The sequence below is a fragment of the Paenibacillus qinlingensis genome (assembly GCF_013204845.1).
GTDB lineage: Bacteria > Bacillota > Bacilli > Paenibacillales > NBRC-103111 > Paenibacillus_E > Paenibacillus_E qinlingensis.
Genome location: NZ_JABMKY010000011.1, coordinates 103,883 through 126,329, shown reverse-complemented (window position 1 = coordinate 126,329; position 22,447 = coordinate 103,883). Strand labels below are relative to the sequence as shown.

The 22,447-nt window shown below is 45.4% G+C and carries 12 protein-coding genes; 2 read left to right on the top strand and 10 right to left on the bottom strand.

The annotated features are described in order from the left end of the window. Positions 1-12: 12 nt before the first annotated feature. The 10 genes from HQN88_RS20115 to HQN88_RS20070 all read right to left on the bottom strand — a co-directional run bounded on the left by HQN88_RS20115 (position 13) and on the right by HQN88_RS20070 (position 20,242). On the bottom strand, positions 13-2,325 hold the full coding sequence (locus HQN88_RS20115) for a helix-turn-helix domain-containing protein (RefSeq protein ID WP_173115846.1): 2,313 nt from the start codon (positions 2,323-2,325) through the stop codon (positions 13-15). A 74-nt stretch (positions 2,326-2,399) separates the two neighbouring features. Beyond that, positions 2,400-5,129 (bottom strand): discoidin domain-containing protein, encoded by a 2,730-nt coding sequence (locus HQN88_RS20110; protein ID WP_173115844.1) that lies wholly within the window; start codon positions 5,127-5,129, stop codon positions 2,400-2,402. 78 nt (positions 5,130-5,207) lie between these two features. Next, entirely contained in the window at positions 5,208-10,631 is a 5,424-nt protein-coding gene (locus tag HQN88_RS20105) for an S-layer homology domain-containing protein (RefSeq protein WP_173115842.1), read from the bottom strand. Positions 10,632-10,958: 327 nt separating this feature from the next. Continuing rightward, the gene (locus HQN88_RS20100; RefSeq protein ID WP_173115840.1) at positions 10,959-12,719 is read right to left on the bottom strand and encodes a hypothetical protein; all 1,761 of its coding nucleotides are present in this window, start codon (positions 12,717-12,719) and stop codon (positions 10,959-10,961) included. A 91-nt stretch (positions 12,720-12,810) separates the two neighbouring features. Then, positions 12,811-14,415, bottom strand: coding sequence for an extracellular solute-binding protein (locus tag HQN88_RS20095; RefSeq protein WP_246320351.1), 1,605 nt, complete (start codon positions 14,413-14,415; stop codon positions 12,811-12,813). A gap of 56 nt (positions 14,416-14,471) precedes the next feature. After that, entirely contained in the window at positions 14,472-15,368 is an 897-nt protein-coding gene (locus HQN88_RS20090; protein WP_173115836.1) for a carbohydrate ABC transporter permease, read from the bottom strand. A gap of 3 nt (positions 15,369-15,371) precedes the next feature. Next, complete coding sequence (locus HQN88_RS20085) at positions 15,372-16,466, bottom strand: ABC transporter permease (RefSeq protein ID WP_246320350.1); 1,095 nt, start codon at positions 16,464-16,466, stop codon at positions 15,372-15,374. 194 nt (positions 16,467-16,660) lie between these two features. After that, the gene (locus HQN88_RS20080) at positions 16,661-18,226 is read right to left on the bottom strand and encodes a DUF3502 domain-containing protein (RefSeq protein ID WP_173115834.1); all 1,566 of its coding nucleotides are present in this window, start codon (positions 18,224-18,226) and stop codon (positions 16,661-16,663) included. A 184-nt stretch (positions 18,227-18,410) separates the two neighbouring features. Beyond that, positions 18,411-19,298, bottom strand: a complete 888-nt coding sequence (locus HQN88_RS20075; RefSeq protein WP_274319271.1) for a carbohydrate ABC transporter permease — start codon at positions 19,296-19,298, stop codon at positions 18,411-18,413. A 14-nt stretch (positions 19,299-19,312) separates the two neighbouring features. Beyond that, the gene (locus HQN88_RS20070; protein WP_246320349.1) at positions 19,313-20,242 is read right to left on the bottom strand and encodes an ABC transporter permease; all 930 of its coding nucleotides are present in this window, start codon (positions 20,240-20,242) and stop codon (positions 19,313-19,315) included. 334 nt (positions 20,243-20,576) lie between these two features. Here HQN88_RS20070 and HQN88_RS20065 point away from each other — a divergent pair, with 334 nt between their 5' ends. Both HQN88_RS20065 and HQN88_RS20060 read left to right on the top strand, forming a co-directional pair. Next, a complete protein-coding gene (locus HQN88_RS20065) occupies positions 20,577-21,467 on the top strand; it encodes an ATP-binding cassette domain-containing protein (RefSeq protein WP_173115832.1) in 891 nt (296 codons plus the stop codon). Between the two features lie 59 nt (positions 21,468-21,526). Further along, positions 21,527-22,309, top strand: a complete 783-nt coding sequence (locus HQN88_RS20060) for an ABC transporter permease (RefSeq protein ID WP_173116001.1) — start codon at positions 21,527-21,529, stop codon at positions 22,307-22,309. The last annotated feature ends 138 nt before the right edge of the window (positions 22,310-22,447 follow it).

Below are 22,447 nucleotides of genomic sequence, written 5' to 3'. Positions count from 1 at the left end.
GCGGCCACTTCATTAAACAATTTGCGACGCTGCTCGCTTTAACATGTGTTCTCGATACTCGGTTGGTGTTAAACCCGTGTATTTTTTGAACGTACGCAGGAAGCTCCTCGTATTCGCATAACCTACTGCATCCGATACATCATTCACTTTAATCGACTTGTCTTTCAATAACTCCATGGCAGCCTTAATGCGAATCTCAATCATATAATCGATAAAATTGCTCTCCGTGTGATCCTTAAACAATCTACTGATGTAAGGAGGAGTCAGATGAAACATGCTAGCCAGTCGTTCCAAAGATAGATCATGCTCTTGATAATGCGTACGAATGTAATCCAGCATTCGATCAATCGTCTCATTCTTCCCACGTTGGCTGCGCTTTTCTTCTATTTGTGATGCCAAGCCCTCGAGAATATCCCCGACCAGCTGTTCCGCTTCCTTCCAGTTTTCACACTTTGCAATACGCTCATAAATGCTGCTTAAGGGCCCCATCGATATTTCCGGTTCAATCCCAATCGCACTTACGGTTTGCAATGACTTCATCATGAGATCGTAACACAGCTGCCTAATTAGCTCCGGTGGAAGATTACTTTCGACAGCTGCACGGAAGGTATCTGACAAGTAAGCAAGCATCTTACCCCGATCTGTCTGCCTTAAAGCTTCCATGACGGGCTCAGACATTCGGCTGAGCTTGTAATAATCCTGGCGGTCTGGTGGCTGTAAATCGTCTACAGAGATTACCGAATGCTTACCGAAAATCATTTTATAGAGCAGTGCCTTTTGTGATTCATCGAACGAACGTGGTATCTCCTGCATATCCATACGGCATGTGCCTACACCGACTGTCACTGACAAACCGAATTGTTTTTTCATAATATCGAGAATTAACTCAAGAATGACCAATGTCCGCAAATGGTTTTGCTCGGGGTCACCTTCAGCAAAGCTTAGCAAGACGGCTGCCCTGCCGCCTCCTAAGTCAATAGCTGCTCCCGCATGCTCTGATCGAATCAGCTCTTCCGTAACATTACAGAACATATAGGTGTACAAGGCTTCGTCACGCGGTGACAGCTGTTCGCCATCTTTGCTAATTTCTGCTGTACACACAAGGAAGCGCTCTGGATACATGCGTATCCCCTGAAACTCCAAATGATGATACACCGCATGGAAATCAGAACGACTGCCATTCAATAGCTCCATCATGATCTTCCATTTGAGCATGGGCTTCGAATCCCGCACATGCTGCTCCAAGTGCTCACGGTCTGTTAGGATTTCATCGAAAATATGCTCTAAGCTGCTCAGTCCAATGCTCTCCGTCCCCTGTCCTCTTCCCTTCTTCATACCCGACATCTTGCCTGCTAATCGGTCTAACGGCTTAAAGGTCCAGCGATTTACATAGAATAAGGCAGATAACGCGAGGCTGAACATGATAACAGCAAAAATGAGCAGCAGATTGCGTGTAACTTTCAGGGGTTCAAATACCGTCGTTTCCGGCATAATACTGACAACTTTCCATCCCGTATATGCACTTGTTCGATAAAAAACAGACTGCTTCACGCCATCCAATTTCACGTTAAACGAACCGCTATCCGAATCTGTTAGTATCGTAGTTATGTAGGGTAATGATTTCATATTGCGGTAAAGCTGAGTTTTATCATCATGCGTAACGACGTTTCCTTCTGCATCCAGAATGAAAAAATGACCAGGATGACCATCCTCATAGATCGTCTTAATCATTTGGAACAATTCATCCTCTTGAATACTAATGGCCATGAGACCCTTCCTAAAGCCAGGACTGCTAAGGGCAGGAAAACTGCGGACCAAGGTAATGACATCCTCTGTCTTTTGACCATCCCATACTTTCTGCGTCGACAACCACTTGAAATATTCCGGCATATCCAAATACTGAGCTAACCAATTAAACTCTGTCGAGGCTTGTTTTAAAAAGGTTTCTTCAGTCATTAAGTCTCCGCTGACATGTGAATAAGCAAAAACAGAGGAATAATTCGGATTATTCGCGATAAAATCCCTCAGTCTTGTAGTCAGTGTGTAATGGATACTGTATCTTTGTGCATCATCACTATAGCTATTATTCATAAAATAAATAAACTCCAACCCTTCCGCCATGGAGAGCAAATCCTTTTCCGTCTGGCGGAAGGCACCTTCGATCTTGGAGTCGACTTGCTTCAAGAGTGCAAGATTGGTATCTTTCAAATCCTTCTGCAGCTTACCCACTGTCCCCGTATAGGACAGCCAGAACGTTAGGCTGATTATAAAAAGGAAAACGATGCCATAAATCACCATAGCCTTCGCAGAAATACTGTTTCTCATGGTAGGCCTCCATTCGGTCGTGCACTTGTTCTTATTGTATCATTAACACGACCTTCAGGAGGAATAATCATCCATTAATTAATGGAATTAACAGTTACGTTCGCCAGAGAGTAGATAAACAAAGGTGCTCCTGTGAGAGATACACTTACAACTCCCGAAACTGCAGCGACATATTTATAACTTCCATCAATGCCAACAATCGTTACTCCTGGTTCAGTCGTCTCTATAGCGGCTGTTCGTGTAGTGGTACTTGTTGTTTGCCAACTGGCATCCCATAAAGATGTGATGTATCTATTCTTATTCTCATCCCAGAATTGATAGCCATAGTAAGGATTGGCAATGCCCGGTACCACACCTAAATAGTTTGCATCTTTTAACACTCTAATCAGTGTATAGTAACCGTAATAACTCTCCTTGGGCTTACCATTCCAGTCGATCAACCCTAAATTATGCTCCAAGTTATTCGTCTCCGTGCCATCATCGGCAAAATCGTACCAGTGCATGGTACGAATGCCGTTTGCAATGGCATGCATATAAGCTCTAGCCAAATAATTACGTTGGGTCGCACGATCTACTTTTTTCAAGTAGCTTCCGCCTGTGTAAGTGCTCCACCCTAACTCCGTAATAACAATCGGTTTGTCTCCATCACCGTGGCTCGTCATCGTGTCTTTCAATTGCTTCAGCGTATCGAGAAGCTTCTCCGGAGTACCTTGATCAAGTCCAGGTACAGCTGGATATTCATATTTGACATAAGGATGGACATCCATGACGTCGAAATAGGTCTTCACTAAAGCACCGTTCTGCCCATCGGAATTATAGAAATCGTCCAGCCAATTCAAACCTTTGGTGGGATCTAAACGATCGAGACCCGCAAGTGCAGGCTCTACAAGTAAGCTCTTGCTGTTGATGGCTTTCAAGCTATCATGGTTTATCTTAAGTTGAGCTGCTACAGAAGCCGGATTTCGATTGGCAAGATCAGGTTCGTTGTAGGTCGAGAATGTATAGGCTCCTCCATTATTATCCGCCTCAACATAACTCGGTCCATGATAGAAATAGTGGAAATTCAATCCACTTTTACCATACAGGGTTTTCATGGCATTACTGTGATCCCACCATCTGTTCTTATTCATACCTCCGAGATCTCTAAGCAAACGCAATTTTGTCATCAAAAAGAGATCTTCCGTCTCACCATGGTGCATATAGTTTCCTCCCCCATAGGGAGCATCATTGATAGCGAATATATCTCCGACACTTTCACCTCCAAGTACAGATGGTGTCGTGACTTTCAAAGTTTGCACATCGCGCCTTTCAACACCCGTCGTTTGGAAGGGGGTCACTGCTACATAATAAGTTGTCTCTGGCTTCAAAGCGAAATAGGGTAGAAATTTGCCTAATTGTTCAATGGACTTTGCTTCAGCTGTAAACTTAGGCTTTAATTCTAATGTACTTGTAAAAGGAGATGTCTCCACGTAGACACTATATTTGTTCACATTATTAACCACACTGTTGTAACTGGACCAATCCAGATACATCGTGCTGTAATTTTTGAGCTTAGCCGTGAACTCTACTTGATCCGGTGTTGCCTGCTTAGGAAGTGACACATCATAAAGCTTCCACCCCCAAATGGCGATTTCTCCCACCGTCAGGATTTCCGAATTATTTGCGTTATGCATAATGATTTTGACATATTTGGCAAACTGACCAGGAACGCCGTAGCTCGGTGTATTCACGAACACATTGGCCGTACGACTGCTTGTATTCGTAGTGTAACTAAGGGATGTGTAATTCACACCATCTGTGCTGACGAGCACTTCATACCCGTCCATGAACTTATTCCCGCCCGATGCCAAGGTCCATACGTCAATTTTCCCAATTTGATACACATCATTTAAGTTAAATACAACTGCACCGAATTTCCCTTTGGAGCCCCAGATCGAGTTAGTCGTTGAAGCTGCATCCGATTCCGTGCTAGATCCGTCAATTAAATCCGGCTGTCCCCCTACCGTATCGTTCTTGGATCCATCGTTATCAAACTTGATTAAATCGCCATCTGTGATGAAGGGATTTTCGGTTAACCACGAGTAGGAAGCACCGGTTGCAATTTTCGGTTTGGTCGTATTGTAGGTACCGGAAGCTCTTAAATAGTTATTGCTGAGTATCGCCATAGGCTCAAGCGCATCTCCATAAACCGCCACTTCACCTAGCCTCATGACTTGCTTGTTCGGATTTTTATGCATAATAACTTTGATATATTGCGCATTGACTATAGGCTTAATGGCAAGTGAAACAGGAGCAAAACCCGTATCTTGCGCATTCGTGTTCTCCTGAACCCCGACTCGATTGTAAGTTAAACCGTCATAGCTGGCGTATACCTCAAACTGATCCATACCACTCTGATTGTTCGTGTCCGCCCATACGGTAACAGAGGATACTTTCAATACGGACTTCAAATCATAGATGAGTGTTCCGTATGCCGCCGCTCCTACCACACTCCCCGTCGAATTGCTGGCATTGTCATCTGGGCCGTTACCACCATCCGTCATATCTGGTGATGCTGATTCATCCGATGCAAGGAGACCTGGCTCCGTCGCATGTGTCCCTTCGGACAGCCAAGTATAAGACGCACCTGTTGCAATTGCTGGCGTATCTGTAGGAAACAATTCACTTCCAACTGCGTTCCCACTTAGCAGCTTTTGGTTGACTGCCGCCTGTACGGTTTGACTAGCAGGGAACACTACGGAAACCGAGCCAAGAAGAAATACAAACGCACTTATCAGAGCACAACTCTTTTTCGTAATACGCATGGCAAAGCTCCTTTCTGGATGGTTAGATAGTGGGTCGGTATACCATCTGAGAACTTTGGTTACCGACCCTATTCAAATTCACATAAATAACAGGCCATAAATGATTTTTGCAGCTTGTGCACGTGTCGCATTCCTATCCGGTGCGAATCGATTCTCATCTAATCCGTTAATGATACCAGCCGCTTGCATCGACTTAACTGCTTCCTGAGCATAAGCGTCAATGTCTAGCTGATCATCGAAACGCACAGGATCGATCAATGTCTGAAGCTCAATCTCTGCTAACATAATTACTCTAGATGCCATAACCGCCATATCTTGTCTTGATATAGGTTGATTGGCACCAAACGACCCATCCTCATACCCTTGGATGATTCCCAACTTCTGAGCGCTTGCCACTGCTTTGTAGAACCAATCGTCTTTTTTCACGTCGCTGAAACTCGCTGCAGCATCCGCTTCTGTCAGATCGAAGGCATTCATCAGCATCTGAATAAACTGGGCTCTCGTAACCTGTTCATTCGGAGCAAACCGATCACTTTCGAGACCATTTACGATTTCTCTTGCTGCCAATGATTCAATGCTATTTTGCGCCCACACGGCATCCTGAAGATCCGAGAAAGTCACATGCGTATACAAGGCTGTATATGAGCTAAGATGATTTGTCGTAAAAGTGACTTGACCTGTTGCGGCCTCATATTTCCCATTCTTCATCACTTCAAGCGTCTGACCGTCTAGGATGTGGTACACAATGATTTGATCGCCGTTCTCGTCTGGTGCGAGCGTATAGTCCATCGAGATCTGAACCGCATCTCTGCGGGAAAACGAATGAATGCTAATCCCATCTAGGATGACTTTAAAATCATATACAGCTTGGTTTCCTACACGAGAACCCGCTGCTCCAGTAAGAGCATCTGAACGAACCTCCTCCACGAAAATCTCCAAAACAGCTGAGTTCGACTTCACTTGGTCCGACAATGCATCAGGTGTCAAAGCTATCGTCGCCAACCCTGTTCGGAATTGGATGTTTTCGATATGATTCTTTTGAGCTATGTCAAGAATGGATGCAGGGAGCTTAAGCTGAAATTTCTTGGCACCTGTCACTTTTGCAATATCGATGATAAGCGTTCGATCAGATGATAATGCTCCTTCTATCGCTTTCTCCAAGGAAGCCATAGGGACTTCAATTTCAACCGTTCCGTCTTGCTTCAGCACTGGGTTTGTGAAGCGGATCGTTCCAGCCTGAATCTCAGGAAGATCTGGCGCTGGCATCCATGCTCCCCCGCCTGAAGGCACATTACTTTCACCTGAAGGTAACTGAACGGTTACTCGACTAGTCGCCGAATAGCTACCATCGACGGTCGTCACACGAACCGTTGCCGTTCCAGCTGAGACACCTGTCACCGTTGCTTGCAAGCCATACACCTCTTGCGATACGCTAACCACTGCTTGATCGCTGGTTGTAAACCGAACCTGTTTGTTGGTTGCATCGCTCGGAAGTACAGTTGCCTTCAGAACCATGGATTGCCCTCTGTTCAAAGTCACTGTCGGTTGGTCAAGCTTCACGCCAGTCACCTTAACTTCAGGTGCATGAATTTGGCTGAATATGAGATCCTCAAATAACTGCGTGTTCTTACTGGAACCAATACCGCTCATGTATTCAAGCCAACCTCGGCGGGTTGTTCCATCATTCTCATTGATGAGCATCGAAAAGCCAAAAATGTCTTTGTCCGTCACTGTACGACCTGGAGGCAGTAGCTCTGTCCAAGGAATCGCAAGCTCATAGGTAGTCGCGATGGCGCTTCGATAAACAGCTGACTGCACAGTCGTCATTTCCCCAATTGGCTTGCCGTTAGCCGCGAGCCATCTCCAAACCATCGGCCCTTGTTCGCCAAGTGCAATGCCGAACTCATTGTTGGCTGAGCTGCCGACTCCGCCTTCTCTTCCCGTATCAATGGCGAATTGGATGCTATCCCCTTGCCACAGATCACCGCCAGCTCCTACTTGATAATGCTTGTCATCTTGAACTTCCATACCGAAGTATAGCTGTTTCATATCCCACTTCAGGAAGCCCTTGCCGCTTAAATCAGCTTCACCGCCCCAGTTGACTATGTTTTTAATTTGATCTGGTCTGTTAATGACGATGGGCATGCTATTACTCCAGCTTTCCTCAGATAGCTTGCCATCGATAATTGGCGCTGTCTGGTCGTTTACAGCTGCAATAAAATTAAACGGTCTTTCCACAATCTTCGTAAATCCATTATCCAAATCAATGGATAATTTCAATTTGGCTCTTGCTTGTTCTGGAAGAGAGGTAATCGGCACGGTGATCTTCGTAATTTCACCTGGCAATAAGCGATTGAAAGTAATTGGGCTTCCTTGGTCTAGGGTTAGATATACCGCGTCCGTAACTCGAACGATACCGGTTAGCTCTTTGTCAGCAGTCGCATTCTCTACATAGATTGCTGTATTCCATTCATTCCATTTTCCAGGCACTGCAACCTCAGGCACAATACGAACTTTGACGGTCTCTAGTACGTTGACCTTCAATTTCATGGCTGCAATGAGTGACGTACCCGAGATAACTTGAATCGTAACCTCATGAACCTTCTCTTCCGCGTTAAGTGGGATAGGGATAGCAACCGGAATCGCCGTTGTTCCTGCAGTAAAGCTTGCTTCACCTTCGAGTTTCCAATCACCGGATGGGCCCATGAGTTGAATCTTTCCATTCAGTTCGGCTCCCAAGCCAGAACGTTGAATAACCGTATGGAGCGTATCGCCACGTCTGACATCCACCGAAGTGTTTTTTAATACAAAGGAATCATCAATCGAAGAGATTTCCAAGCCCGTGCTCGAGTATATGAAAACAGGTGCACCACTAATTGTTAAGCTCGCAATCCCATCATTAACCGGTAAGTAAGAGTAACTCCCATCAATACCTACAACAGTAAGGCTGGTATCCTTCGTTTGGAAAGTGGCTGTTTTGGTAGATTCATCAGCAGCCCATAGCGATGTAATGTACTGATTTTTCCCTTCATGCCAATATTCATATCCATAATACGGATGATCAACATTCGCTTTGGGTCCAATAAACTTGGCGTCTTTCAACACTTTTGCCATCGCATAATAGGCATAATAGCTTGGCTTCGGAACGCCATACCAATCGATCAAGCCCAGATTATGTTCCAGATTCGTCGGATCGACTCCGTCATCTTGGAAATCGTACCAATGCATGCGCTTAATACCGCCAGCAATTGCATGCATATAGGCTCTAGCTAAGTAATTACGTTGCGTTATCTTATCTACAGGTCGAAGATAGCCGTTTCCTGTATAGGTGCTCCATCCAAGTTCACTGAATATGACGGGCTTAGGCTGATCGCCATATTTAGCTTTCAACGCATCGATTTCATTTATTTTCCCAATTAGCATTTCCGGGGCACCTGGAACGAGACCTGGCAGACTACCTTCATGATTTTTCACATAAGGATGCACATCAAGAACATCAAAGTACGTTTTTACTAAAGCGCCGTTCTGGCCATCGGACTTATACAAATTCTCAAGCCAAGTCATACTTGCTGGCTCAGTCCCGCCTAACGCAGGCTCAATAAGTAAATTTCGGTTGTCTACTGCCTTCAGGCTCTCATGGTTTTGTTTAAACTGTAAGGCGAGAGCAGAAGGATTCGTCCCTTTCAGATCAGGCTCATTGACGGTAGAGAAGGTCCAGGTCCCTTGCTTATTTTCCATGGGTACATCTTGAGGACCATGGTAAAACGTGTGGAACCCGATTCCGTATGTATTCGAGAATGCTTTAACCCAAGAATCATGAATCCACCACCGATTAAAATTAATCCCTTCAATGCTTCGCATGAGCATAAGCTTACGGATGATATTCTCTTCCTCTTTATCCCCGTGATGAACATAATTTCCTCCCCCGTAGGGTGTATCATTAATAGCGAAAATGTCCCCAATCTTCTCCCCGCCCAGGACACTAGGCGTCGTTATTTTAATTGTGCTGACATCCTTACGCTCGCCCGAAGTTGTGCTCGTTGGCGTTACAGCTATGTAATACGTCGTCGCTGGCTCTAAGGATGAAACGAGCAGGAATTTCCCCTTCTGTTCGACTGACCCATTTTCGGCTGTCACCCGAGCGGCAAGCCCATTCGTCGATGTGAAGTCATTCTTCTGTATATAGATACTGTATTTATTTACTTTATTGACCACCGAATTATAGGCTGACCAATCGAGATACAACGTGTTGTAATTTTTAATAGTCGTGGCGAGTTCAACTAGATCCGGCATGTCTTTCTTGACAAGTGTCGCATCATAAAGTCTCCAACCCTTAATCGCAATTTCGCCAGCAATTAACCGATCGGAATCGTTGGCGTTATGCATGACGATTCTGACATACTTGGCGTGCTTGCCAGGAATGCCGTAGGAGGGCGAATTGAGCATCGCATCTGCGTATCGATTGTTCGGATTGGCCGTGTAACCGCTGGAGAAATAGTTGATGTTATCCAAGCTTAACAGCACCTCATAACCATCCATGAAGTTTGCGCTGCTCGCTTTGGACCAGACATCAATCGAACCGATCTGATATACGTCATTTAATGTAAACGTGACGGTTCCGTATTGACCTTGCGAACCTGCTGTCATGCTGGCTGTTGTATCGGCTGTCGACTCTGTACTTGAGCCATCAATGAGATCAGGCAAGCCGCCTGCACTGCCGTCGTTCTTCGCGCCAGCCTCATTATCCGTTGCAAGTAATCCTGCTTGTGTCACAAAAGGTTGCTCCGTATGCCATTTATACGTCGCTTTCGTATCCAACTTCGGCGTCCCCGCCCCGTAGTAACCACCGGTCTTTAATTGATTATTGCTCAGAATCGCCGGCTCCTGAACAGCATCACCCCAAATGGCAATTTCCGCGATACTCATCATAAGCTTGGCTGGATCTTTATGAAGCACAACCTTTACATATCTGGCATAGGGGGCAGGTTTCATCTCGCTGCTCACAGGTACAATGCCCGCGTCATTGCCATATACACTCTCAGTTACCGCAACACGATTGTAATTAATGCCATCGAGACTTGCATGAATCTCTACCTGTTTCAATCCGCTTGCAGCTGAAAAATCTGACCACACCTGCAAGGATGTAAGACGGTTTACAGTTTGCAGGTCATAGACCACTGTCCCATAAGCTTCTCCAGATTGACTAGCCGAACTGACAACGCTTACAGAACCGTCCATCATTTTATCCGCCAAAGAATCTGAAGCGACAAGATTGGATTCCGTTGCATAAAGCCCATCTTGCTGCCAGGTATATGAGGCTCCTGTATTCATGACAGTTGTATTCGCAGGGAACAAGTCACCTAGAATATTACCGCTCAGCAACTTTGGTGAAACGGAGTCAGCCGCTTGTGCGGTCATAGGACTCATCGAAGCCATACCCAAACCTTGTATGAAAATGATCATAGCGAAAAGGATGGAACATATTTTTTTTAGGCGCTTCATCACAGAACTCCCTTTCTCGAACGATTGACCTGACCGACATGTCATTTGATCTTACCGTTGTATCAACCCACGTTTTAACACGTCCTCTCTGGTCAATGATCACAACTGGATGCTGAAATTAACTTAGTCAAATACGAACAAAATCACAAGAGACACTTTTTATATGACGTGGCATTTCTTTCGATCCTGTTCAATCGACTATCGTTTAGCAGATTGCTTATGTTCACCTTAAAAGATGTAACCTGAAGCATGATGAGGTCACTCCATTCAACATAAAAAAAAGCATTTCGAGCAGAGAAAAATCCCTGCTGCAAAATGCTTTATCGCTTAGTTCGGATGTTTATCGTTCGGCTTCAATGAAATCGTCAACTGCTGTGTCGCTCGATCGGCAATATCGTCAACATATCTCGCCGTCACTTGGTCAGCTTCTTCCAATAACGTTATTTGAGGATGTACCCCCTCCAAGTCGCCAATGGATAGAGAGAAAAGAAATGCTGCTTTGTTCAAAGCCATAAAGTCTATTGTACGTTTCTCTCCACGATGAATGATCAAGTCTAACCCGTATATGTCACCTTCTTTGCTTATTTCCCAATCCCAACCTGCCAATGAGCTGAACAACTCTTCTTCACATGGTGATTGCGTTTCTTCCGACTCCTCAAAGACGGCATACACACTTTCGAATCGCAATACCATTCCATCAATTATCACATGCGCTTTAGTACCTTGTTTCTCTAGCCTTACTCGTTCCAAGCAACCGCCAAATTCCATGCGAATCCGGAAATCAGTCGCTGCTATCTTCCCTTGGATACGATCCAAATTGGGATGTGTATCCCCGCCATTCGTTAGAAAATTCACTCCGAGCAGTAGTTGACTGCTGCTTGCTGCCGTTTGGAGTACTGCTGAGCAGTAATCATATCCGTCATGCAAACAACGCATTTGCAGATAAGTGCTATGTTCCCCATTATCGAAATACGCCACCATCCCTCTTGTTTGATTCCACATAATTTCATGACGAAACACGCCGATTGTATACGTTGGAGTAAGAAAAGTGTCTGCCCACTTCACAAAGCCAGTCTCCTCATTTCGATAATACAATTGACTGAGATCACTTTTCTTATTCGCAGTAAATAGCCCCACATAAGCTTCTGGGCATTGAATTCCGCTGCCAAACCATTCTGAATCATATTCTAAATCCCATTGGTTTAAGAAAACAATTTGGTTGCTTGTAGCTATCTGCAAGAATGAAAGCGCTCTATTATTTAGCAATGTGCTATAACTGCGGCTATGTGGACCTGCCCATTGCCTAGAGCTTGGATGATAGTGCTCTGCAACCATTCGCCATACCAAATCCAATAATTCAGTGGCAATGGACTTTGCGCGAGAATGGGTAGAATATGTATGAATTTTTGACAGCTCTACAATGGCAATAATGGAATACGCTGGACTGTTGAATTCTTGAAATGTCCCTAACTTTGCTGTATAGCGTTGAAGCTTTTCCAATCGATCCAGCCCATAATCGGCATAATCCTTCCGTTCATACAACTCACCCGCGATTAAAGTCACAAATGCTCCCATGATGGCAATATTCGTATAATGAGGACCCACGTTCCGTTTGATAATGGCGTCAGAGGCACAACAGACCGCTTCATGGATTCGTCTCTTCAACGATTCAGGCAGCTTATGACCATGGCGCAGCATCGCTAACAGCAGTTCTTTTCCGCAAAAGTCAGCCCAATTCCAATCAGGCGGAGCCATCTGTGCCAGTGGTTCTTCGTAAAACCAAGGCCAGATTCCGTAGGTATCATGACTCTGCTCACGATCTTGTAAGGTTAACACGCGACCTATAATATCGCAGGCCCTCTCCTCGTATTCCGCTATTTCCGTATTTAACAAGCCAACCGCATAGAGCAATGAAGGATAAGTCGGATGAATCGTGGGGTAATCCTGAGCTGTTAATGAGGTATGATACCCTGGACTATGAAAGGGGCGACGAAGCATACATATCTGGGGATCATAATCACTTTCTTTTGCTCTAATGGCTTTTATTAATAACTCTTTATAATCAGAATTCTGTACATGTACGTTCATGTTGGGAAGTCCCTCCTTTAAAAGAATAATAATGGGAAGGTCAACCTGTATAAGCAGGCAGCCTTCCCAAAGATTCATTTTTACACGTGTATTATTTCAAAAACTCTTTGTTCTTCTCATACCATTCTTGGGCCAGCTTCTCCACATTTTCCCCGCCAAGTCGCTTCCATTCTTTGCGCACTTCTTCCATCGCAGTTTCTGGGGTTGAAGCACTGCCGCCTGTTACAGCTTTCACCTCAATTTGCGTTGCAATCGGATGGAAGGTTGCGATTAATTGACTGACTTCAGGAAGATCCGGATTAAAGGCAATGTCTCTGCGATATTTATTTTTGAGGGCCGTATTCAAAGATTGCGTTTTTATTTTGGCATATTCTTGGGATACAGCATCTTGTGCAGCCATAACCGGGAACCACTCAGGAACTAAGCTGAAATCGGATACGATTGCGTACTCATATGCATAAGATACTTCCTTACGGGATTTATCAGCGTTCAGAACTTGAGGAATCTTCCCATCCAACAGTTTGTAATGAACGTTTTCCTCGCCGTACTTCAGTGACATATCCCCTTTTTCCATCATCCAATCTAGGAATTTAACAGCTGTTTCAATTTTATCTTCCTTCATCTTGCTGTTAAACGCGACAAGAATATTCGCTGGCAGCTCCTGATACAAGCCATTTTTTCCATATTTACTAGTTACCGGTTCTAACGGAACCATCTTCGCATCCGGCACGTTTTTCTTTAGATCTATAAATTCATTTTGCATATTCCAAGAACTCATATAAATACCTGATTTGCCCGTCGTCCACAATTGGCGCGCTCGCTGAAAGTTGCTATCCGTAATATATTCTTTATCCAATAAACCTTGATCGAATAACGATTTCTGATATGCAATGGAATCCTTGTAGCGATCCAACGTTCTACCAAATTTCATTTTGCCGTCTTCCAAATACCATTGATTCTCATTCACCGAAAAGAACGCTCTGATAATTTGCACAGCATTACCATTGAACGCAATCGGTACGGTATCTGCTTTACCATTGCCGTCAGGGTCCTCATCTTTAAATTTTTTAGCCACTTCAATCAATTCTTCCGTTGTCGTTGGTGCCTTTAATCCGAGTTTATCCAACCAATCCTGACGAATCCACATGGCATGGTTGGCAATACCATCAATACTTCTGCTGCTGGTAATTGCATACATTTTACCATTAATCGTCATGGCAGATTTCAGCTCAGGATGTTCTTGCAGATACTTTTTCAATGTCGTACTGTACTTCTCAATATAGCTGTCAATGGGCTGAATGGCACCTTGGTTGGCTAATTGCGCAATATAGTTGCGATCATACTCCCAGATGAGATCTGGCGCACTGCCAGAAGCAACCAGGGTGCTTAACTTCTGTTGGGCCTGCGCTCGGGGAACTGGCACCCAATTCACTTTCGCAGGGGAATTTTCATTGATCCATTTCGTCCAGCGGTTATCCTCATAGCTGCCTTCTTCTGCGGCTACTGTACCTCGATCAAACGTGGAAATGCTGATTTCTTTCTTCGGTCCTGCCGGTGTTGCCGCAGCTGATGTACTGCCTTGTGGCGCAGTCGAGCTGCTTTCGGTCGTTCCCGTATTCGAACTACAGGCAGCCAGTACCGCCAAAGACAAGCTTGCAGCAAGAACTGGTTTCCAAACATGGTTAGACTTGTTCAATGAATTCATCCCCTTATAGTTTAGTATCTATACCAAGGGCTATTTGCCCCATGATATCAGCCTTTAACCGATCCAATCAAGACTCCTTTGACGAAATGTTTCTGAAGGAACGGATAGACTACCAGAATTGGCGTAACTGCGATGACGATGGCAGCCGCTTTGATGCCTTCTGGCGTCAGGACTACATTAGCCACACCCTCACTTCCAGAGGTATTGTCGAGCAAACTCTGATCCACCTGCAGAATCATTTGGTAGAGCTTGAGCGTCAGCGTCTGCATGGTCGTCTTGGTCACATAAAGCAATACGTTGAAATACGAGTTCCACCAGCCCACCGCATAGAACAGGGAAAGAGCAGCTAAAATCGGCTTGCATAATGGTACGATGATCCCCACCAAAATTCGCCAATCGCCTGCGCCGTCGATAGCTGCAGACTCCTCAAGTTCCTCTGGTAAGCCCTCCATGAACGTTTTCATCACGAACATGTTATACGTACTTATTAAAGCAGGCAGCCATAATGCCCAGTACGTATCCATAAGACCTAAGGATTTTACGAGTATAAAATTCGGAATTACACCCGAAACGAACAACATCGTAAATGTGATGAACATGAGGATGGACGTGCGTCCCATCAGTCTTCGTCTAGAAAGCGGATACGCGGCCAATAAAGTAAGTACCATATTGAGCGCTGTTCCCACAACAGTTACCAGTACGGTGTTGCGCATGGCTACGAAGAGCTGCCCATCCTGGAAAAGCCGCTGGTAGGCTTCCGTATTGAATTCTATTGGCCATAAGGACACCTCCCCCGCTGTAATGGCTCTACTACTGCTGAACGAAGCTGCGATCTCATACCAAAAAGGGTATAAAGCAATTAGTGAACACATAGCAAGCACTGTGTAATTCGCCACTGTTCCCAAACGAGTAAATAATGGTTGATTTCTTTTGTAGGTTTTCATGGATTACCAAAGCCCCCGTTCTCCAAAAACTCGGGTTAATCGATTCACGCCCACGACTAGTATCAAACCAACCGCGGACTGGAACAAGCCTAATGCTGTCGTATAGCTATAGTTCATATTTTGTAAGCCCACACGATACACGTAGGTGCTAATGACATCCGCTACATCCAATACAGACATATTCTGGAGAACCAGCGTCTGCTCGAGACCCACATCCATCATGTGCCCCATCCGAAGGACGAGCAAAATAGCAATTGTGCTGCGAATTCCTGGTAACGTAATGTGCCATATCTGGCGTAGTTTCGATGCACCGTCCATCTTCGCTGCTTCATACTGCTGAGGATCAATGGATGCCATAGCTGCTAGGTATAAAATAGTGCCCCAACCCGCTTCGCGCCAAATACCGGATAATGTATAAGCGATTGGCCACCAGCCGGAGCTAGCCATGAAGTAGATGGGCTCGATGCCAAACACTTTCGTCAGCACCAAATTCACAACCCCTGTGCTGGGGGAAAGCATCGCTATAAAGATACCCCCTAGAACAACCCATGAGATAAAATGAGGTAGATAAAGCAGATTCTGCACAGTCCGTTTATACCACTCTTTGCGTACTTCATTAAGGAGAAGCGCAAGGAGAATAGGTATTGGGAATCCTAAAACAAGACTGTAGACATTAAGCAGTAAAGTATTCCTGAGAACTCTCCAAAAATCAATACTTTGGAATAAGCTAGTGAAGTGTTTAAACCCCACCCAGTTACTCCCAAAAATACCATCTGCAAATCGATAATCCTTAAAGGCAATAATTTCACCAACCATCGGAGCGTACTTAAATAACAGATAAAATCCGATCACAGGCAGTAGCATCAGATACAGATGTCGATCCCGTATCAGTCGGTTTCTGAATGTGGATTGTTTTGGTTTGATCCATATTGGCTTCCGTTGGTTTCTACCTGTATGGAAACCGGTCGCTCTTTCCTCCATGTTGTGTTCACCCTTTCGAAATTGAGCCTGCTGTTGTGCTGGCAATTCGATCGTATCCTGCGGTGAAGAGATTGGAAATAGACATGTTTTGCCCAGTTGACCTTTCTTACAAAACATCCTGTCACCTTTCTTACACATTGTTCATTTTGTTAAGGTGACAATAGACATTCCCTGTCTCTATGGGGGTTCTCACTTGGTATACAAATAGCAGCCTCCCCAGAATGGAGAGACTGCTGATTATTCGATCTCGTTCACAGAGGACTAGCAAACCATGCTTTCTCATTGAAGAGAAGCGGCTTTTCGTTCATTTCTTATTTCGCGGCTTTCCAAGCATCGATTTGTTTCTGCATTTCCGCCAAAATGTTGTCCAAGCCTGCTTTTTTCAGCTTCGCATTCATAGCTGGCAGTGTTGTGTCTGGGTCAGCGATTCCCGTGATTAATCCCGCATAGAATTCATCCACGACGGATGCGGTTTGTGCCAATTCACTCTTCACGTTACTTGGGTCAAAAGAGAAGCCAAGAATCTTGGAAGGAATCGCTGCTGCATTCTTATCAGGACCTGCCGGGAACCATTTCGGCTGCGTTGCACTAGTTCGGAACGAATTAAACATGTTGCCGTACTCCCAACCGGAATCTACCCAGTAACCGGCATTGTCCATCTTTTTGATCAAACCATCTGAAACCTTCGTATAATGCTTACCTTCGATCCCATAGCTCATCAGATTAAACAGTTCCGCATTCGAGTACATCAAGTTGTAGAACATCATCGCTCTGGCAGGATCTTTGGATGTGCGAGAAATGGCTGTCATGGTAGCGATGATCGAGCCTGTGCTCATATATGGTTTAGAAAATTCAATCGCTGCTACATTCGCTGCGTCTCCACCACCAAAGCGTTGTGCTTGGTTCGCCGCCGTATCCGGATTGATAACTGTGAATGTGGAGGATACGTATTTGCCTGCTAATTCATCCGAGTTCGTATCTTTAATCGTTGCTGCGTCTTTACGTATGATTCCTTTGGAATACCATTCACGCATTTGCTTCAAAAAGGCCGTAAACTCCTTCGTCTCATACAAATTCACAACTTTGGAGGAAGCATCGTCGATGCGAACAACCCCTGGGTTCTTTTGTGAAAAGTACTCAAGACCAATGGCGCTGCCGTAGTTCCCCATGACATCCGTATCACCCTTCAGGCTGAATGGATATTTATCAGGCTCCGACGCTTTTACTTTTTCAAAAAATGGGGTCAAATCCGCCAATGTCTTGAACTGATCCGCTTTAAATCCATATTTGTCCAAAGAAGTTTTGTTAATGAGCACGCCTGGTGTACGAGCCAAAACTTGCGTGTTTATGATACCGTACAGCTTGCCTTTCACTTTCGCAGCATCCCAAGCAGCTGGAGGAACCTGCTTCAGAATATCTGGTCCGTATTTGGGCAACAGATCAGTGATATCCAAGAATGCCCCTTTGTTTACATTTTGCAGGTAATCATTGGTCCAATTGGATGTGAAAATAAGATCTGCTTTCTCGCCAGAAGCTGCAATCGCTTGCATTTTCTGATCGTACGTCCCCCAATCGACCAATTGAATGTTCAATGTTGCGTTGATTTTCTCTTTGGTAATTTTGCTCATCGCATCTTGAACCAACTTCGCATCAGGGAATACGCTCTGCGGCAAATACCAGGTAATCTCATATGGTTTTAACTCCGTTGTTGCTGGTACTGATGACGCAGTCGTTGCCGCTGGTGATGCAGGTGCTGCGCTGGTTGCTGGGGACGGAGAAGAGCTATTCGTGCTAGAACCGCAAGCGCTGAGCAGCATGGATAGGGACACACAGCTTACAATAACGGGAGATAACGCTTTGATTGATCTATTTTTCATATCATCGAACCCTCCTGATCTTATGGTCAAAATGGTACTAAGAAAGAGTACTTAGAAAGAGTACTTAGAAAGAGTACTTAGAAAGAGTACTTAGAAAGAGTACTTAGAAAGAGTACTAAGGAAGACATGTATTATCATCCGATCCGGATTCGGATTGACAAACGTTTTGAAGCCATACACTCAGTTAGCCTTTAACGGCACCAACTGTCAATCCTTTGATCAAGTATTTCTGAAAGAATGGGAAGGCGAATAACATCGGGCCTGCTGCCAGAATGGCAATCCCCATACGGGAAGATTCAGCTGGAATCGCGCTCATATCAATGCTGATGCCTGCTTGCATATTTTTCGTCAAAAACTCGATATTAGACATGATTCGCTGCAAGTAGTATTGAAGCGGAATCAGATTCTCATTTTGAATGTACAGCATCGCAAGCCACCAATCATTCCAGTAAGCCAGAGCATAGAACAAACCTACAGTAGCTAGTGCTGGTTTCGAAAGTGGAAGAACAATTCGCACGAAGGTGCTCAGTTCGGAAGATCCATCGATTTTGGCCGACTCAATAATTTCAAAAGGTAACCCATCCATAAAGCCTTTCATAAGCATCGTAAACCACGCGCTGACCCCATACGGAAGAATTAAGGCCCAAATCGTATCCTGCAGGTGCAATACACTAGTCATAACGATATACGAAGGAACTAATCCGGCATTGAAGAGCAACGTGAAGAAGACGAAGTAGCCTGTGATACGGCTATACCGGTAATCCTTCCGCGTCATGATATAGGCTAGGGAAGAAGTGAGTATCAAGCTTAACACGGTTCCTACGACTGTCACAAAAATCGTCACCATGTAGGATTGAAGCAGTGCCTTCGGCGTTTGAAAAATATACGAATACGCGACAAACGTAATGCGTTCCGGAATCAGCTGGTAGCCAAATTTGGCGATGTCCCCATCGAAGGAGAGTGAGACCGAAATAACGTACAGCATCGGATAGATGAACAGGATGGATAAAACCATAAAGAATAGAATGATCAGCCAGTTATTTTCCGGCTTTTTCTTGATAGATGAACGCACCGCCACCCTCCTCCCTAGAATAAAGCGTTTTCTTTATTAAATTTCCTTACGAGTACGTTCGTCGTTACGACTAGCACTAGACCAACAACCGCTTGGTACAAGCTAGCTGCGGAGGCCATGCCCAAGTCACCAACAACCCGTAATGAGCGAAACACATACGTATCTACGACATCTGTCGTTGGGTATAGCATCCCTGCATCTCGGGGCACGAAGTAGAATAATCCGAAGTCCGAGTAGAAAATACGGCCCACATTAAGCATGAACAACATCGTTATCAGTGGCAAAATGAGCGGGATCGAGATCTTCCGAATTTGCTGTAATCGTGAAGCGCCATCTATAGAAGCAGCCTCATAATAGCTATTGTCGATGGACAGCAATCCGGTGAAGAAGATGATGGCGGTGTAGCCGACATTTTTCCATAAATACGTTAGGGTTAAAATGAGGGGCCAATAGCCCGGCTTACTGTACCAGTCGATCGGGGCAACATGGAACTGTTCCAATACCTTATTGATCACCCCGAAGGATGGATTCAACAGAATGTAACTGACGAAACCGACGACAACCCACGAAAGAAAATACGGAAAGAACAAGATCGTCTGAAACAGCTTCACCCATCTCCGGCCTAATTCAGCCAGTAATAATCCAATGACTAAAGCGCAGGACATCCCCACTACGATAAACAATCCATTTAATAGCAGCGTGTTACGTGTAATCCTTAGTGCATCTTGTGAGTTGAAGAAGAACTTAAAGTTATGCAGCCCAACCCAATCGCTTCCCCAAATGCCTTTGGCGTAGTTGATATCTTTGAATGCGATCACGATACCGTACATAGGTAAGTAGTAAAAGATAAACACCACAATGACGGCCGGCAATCCGATCAAAAACAAACTTCTTGCCTTCCAAAAATGCTTCGATTCTTTGCGTATTGCTGAGAAGATTCCCAAGTATGCTGCCTCCTTCTGTCTGGGTTACCATGCGTCCTCTTTGCGATTTCATCATACGAAATTGGGTGAGAAATTGGATACTGCTCATTTTTGCTGTGGTTAAAATAGACTGTACGATTTGAAAATCGCAGGGATTTTCACTGTACTTTTTCGTGATGGGAGTGGATAAAACCCTTATATACTGCGGGTTTTCGCGGGATGAAGGTGGGGTATGAGGGAGAGTGAATGAGACGCACGACCGAGTGCAATATCGGTCTTGAGAACGATCATAAATAACTGAGTATGCAATACACTGTTTATATGATCCACAATTCAAAGAACGGGGAGATAACGAATGAATACGAATTCGATTGAAGTAAGCGGCTTGCGCAAAAGCTTTGGCAAACAAACCGTACTGGATGGCATTGATTTACAGGTGGGGAAAGGCACGATATTCGCACTGCTTGGTCCTAACGGTGCTGGAAAAACGACACTGATTAACATTCTGTCCTCGTTATCCGAGCCGGACGGCGGGGTTGCACGAATCGAGGGGTATGACGTAATCGTTGACCGCAAGATCGTGCGAGGATTGATCTCGCTCACAGGACAATTTGCTGCGGTGGATGAGGTGCTAACAGGCCTCGAAAATATCGTCATGATGTGCCGGCTAGCTGGCTTATCTGCGGGTGAATCTCGCGTCCGTGCAGCGGAGCTGCTGAAGCAATTTGATCTGGAAGCCGCGGCTGCCAAGCGCGTGAAATCCTACTCTGGCGGCATGCGGCGCAGATTGGATCTGGCGGTCAGCCTTGTCGTTAGTCGTCCGGTACTCTTCCTTGACGAACCAACGACAGGTCTGGATACGGTCAGCCGCCGATCCCTGTGGGAGACTATCCTCCAGTTAAAGCAGCAAGGCATGACGATCCTGTTGACGACGCAATATTTGGAAGAAGCGGATCAGCTTGCAGACGAAATCGCAGTGTTGAATCATGGGCGCATCGTTGCATCCGGTTCTGCGGAGTCCTTGAAAGCTCGTGTCGGCGGCGAAGTCATCGAGCTCCGGAATGCGTTGGACGAAGTCATTCTGTCCATTCCGACGAGCGGCACTGTTCATGATGTTAGCCAAACGTTGAACGAGATCGCGGGCTCGTGCCCGCCAGGTACACGCATCTTCATTCGCAAGCCAAGCATGGACGACGTCTTCTTAGCTTTGACGACACCTAATCACAAGGAGGCTTCCCTCGTATGAATGATTTCCAAGCGCTGAAGAACGTACAGCCGATGAATCCGAACAACCATCGACCAAACATGAATAATCTTGCTATGCCAAAGCCCCCTTCATTCGCAGCAACCAACGCCGTCTTCGTCGGACGCAGCATCCGTCACAGCTTGCGCAACATCGAGTCGCTGATGATGGCAATCATGCTCCCCATTATGCTGATGCTCCTGTTTACCTATATATTCGGAGGTGCGCTTGATCCGAGCGGCAATTATGTTAACTATGTCGTGCCAGGCATCATCCTCTTGTGCGCAGGATTCGGCTCATCCAGCACGGCAGTTGACGTGGCATCCGACATGACCAATGGCATTATTAACCGTTTCCGAACGATGCCGATTAGCAGCATCAGCGTCATTACGGGACATGTCGCCGCAAGCCTTGCTCGCAACTTACTTGCTACTTGTATGGTCATCGGCGTTGCCCTACTCGTTGGCTTCCGCCCGAACGCTACTTTCATCGAATGGCTTGGAGCCATTGGCGTCATCATCTTGTTCATTCTGACCTTTACCTGGCTATTCGCCGCGATTGGCCTCGTTACGGGCAGCCCTTCAGCTGCCAGCGGCTACGGCTTTGCCCTGCTGTTCCTCCCTTATCTGTCCAGCGCATTCGTCCCAACGAATACCATGCCTTCTTGGATGCAAGGTTTTGCGAATCATCAGCCAATTACGCCGGTTATCGAGACGATTCGCGGACTTTTGACTGGAACCCCAGTGCTTCATAACGGTTGGTGGGCTATTGGCTGGTGCTCGGCCTTGCTGGTGATTGCCATTGGTTGGTGTATTCTGGCGTTCCGTAGGAATGGCGGGAAGTAAGGTTTTCTACTGAAAAGTTGGAATAGCGTTATGCCATCATCCTATTTTTATCTAAAGTGATCTATTAACCCCAATAAAGGTTGCATGTTTGCATTATTAGCAGCGACACAAGCTGCTTATAGTACTCTCTCGACCTCT

Coding starts and splice junctions, on each gene's coding strand:
- HQN88_RS20110 (WP_173115844.1), bottom strand. CDS start 5,129: ATGCGTATTACGAAAAAGAGTTGTGCTCTGATAAGTGCGTTTGTATTT.
- HQN88_RS20115 (WP_173115846.1), bottom strand. CDS start 2,325: ATGAGAAACAGTATTTCTGCGAAGGCTATGGTGATTTATGGCATCGTT.
- HQN88_RS20065 (WP_173115832.1), top strand. CDS start 20,577: ATGAATACGAATTCGATTGAAGTAAGCGGCTTGCGCAAAAGCTTTGGC.
- HQN88_RS20085 (WP_246320350.1), bottom strand. CDS start 16,466: ATGTTTTGTAAGAAAGGTCAACTGGGCAAAACATGTCTATTTCCAATC.
- HQN88_RS20080 (WP_173115834.1), bottom strand. CDS start 18,226: ATGAAAAATAGATCAATCAAAGCGTTATCTCCCGTTATTGTAAGCTGT.
- HQN88_RS20090 (WP_173115836.1), bottom strand. CDS start 15,368: ATGAAAACCTACAAAAGAAATCAACCATTATTTACTCGTTTGGGAACA.
- HQN88_RS20100 (WP_173115840.1), bottom strand. CDS start 12,719: ATGAACGTACATGTACAGAATTCTGATTATAAAGAGTTATTAATAAAA.
- HQN88_RS20060 (WP_173116001.1), top strand. CDS start 21,527: ATGAATAATCTTGCTATGCCAAAGCCCCCTTCATTCGCAGCAACCAAC.
- HQN88_RS20105 (WP_173115842.1), bottom strand. CDS start 10,631: ATGAAGCGCCTAAAAAAAATATGTTCCATCCTTTTCGCTATGATCATT.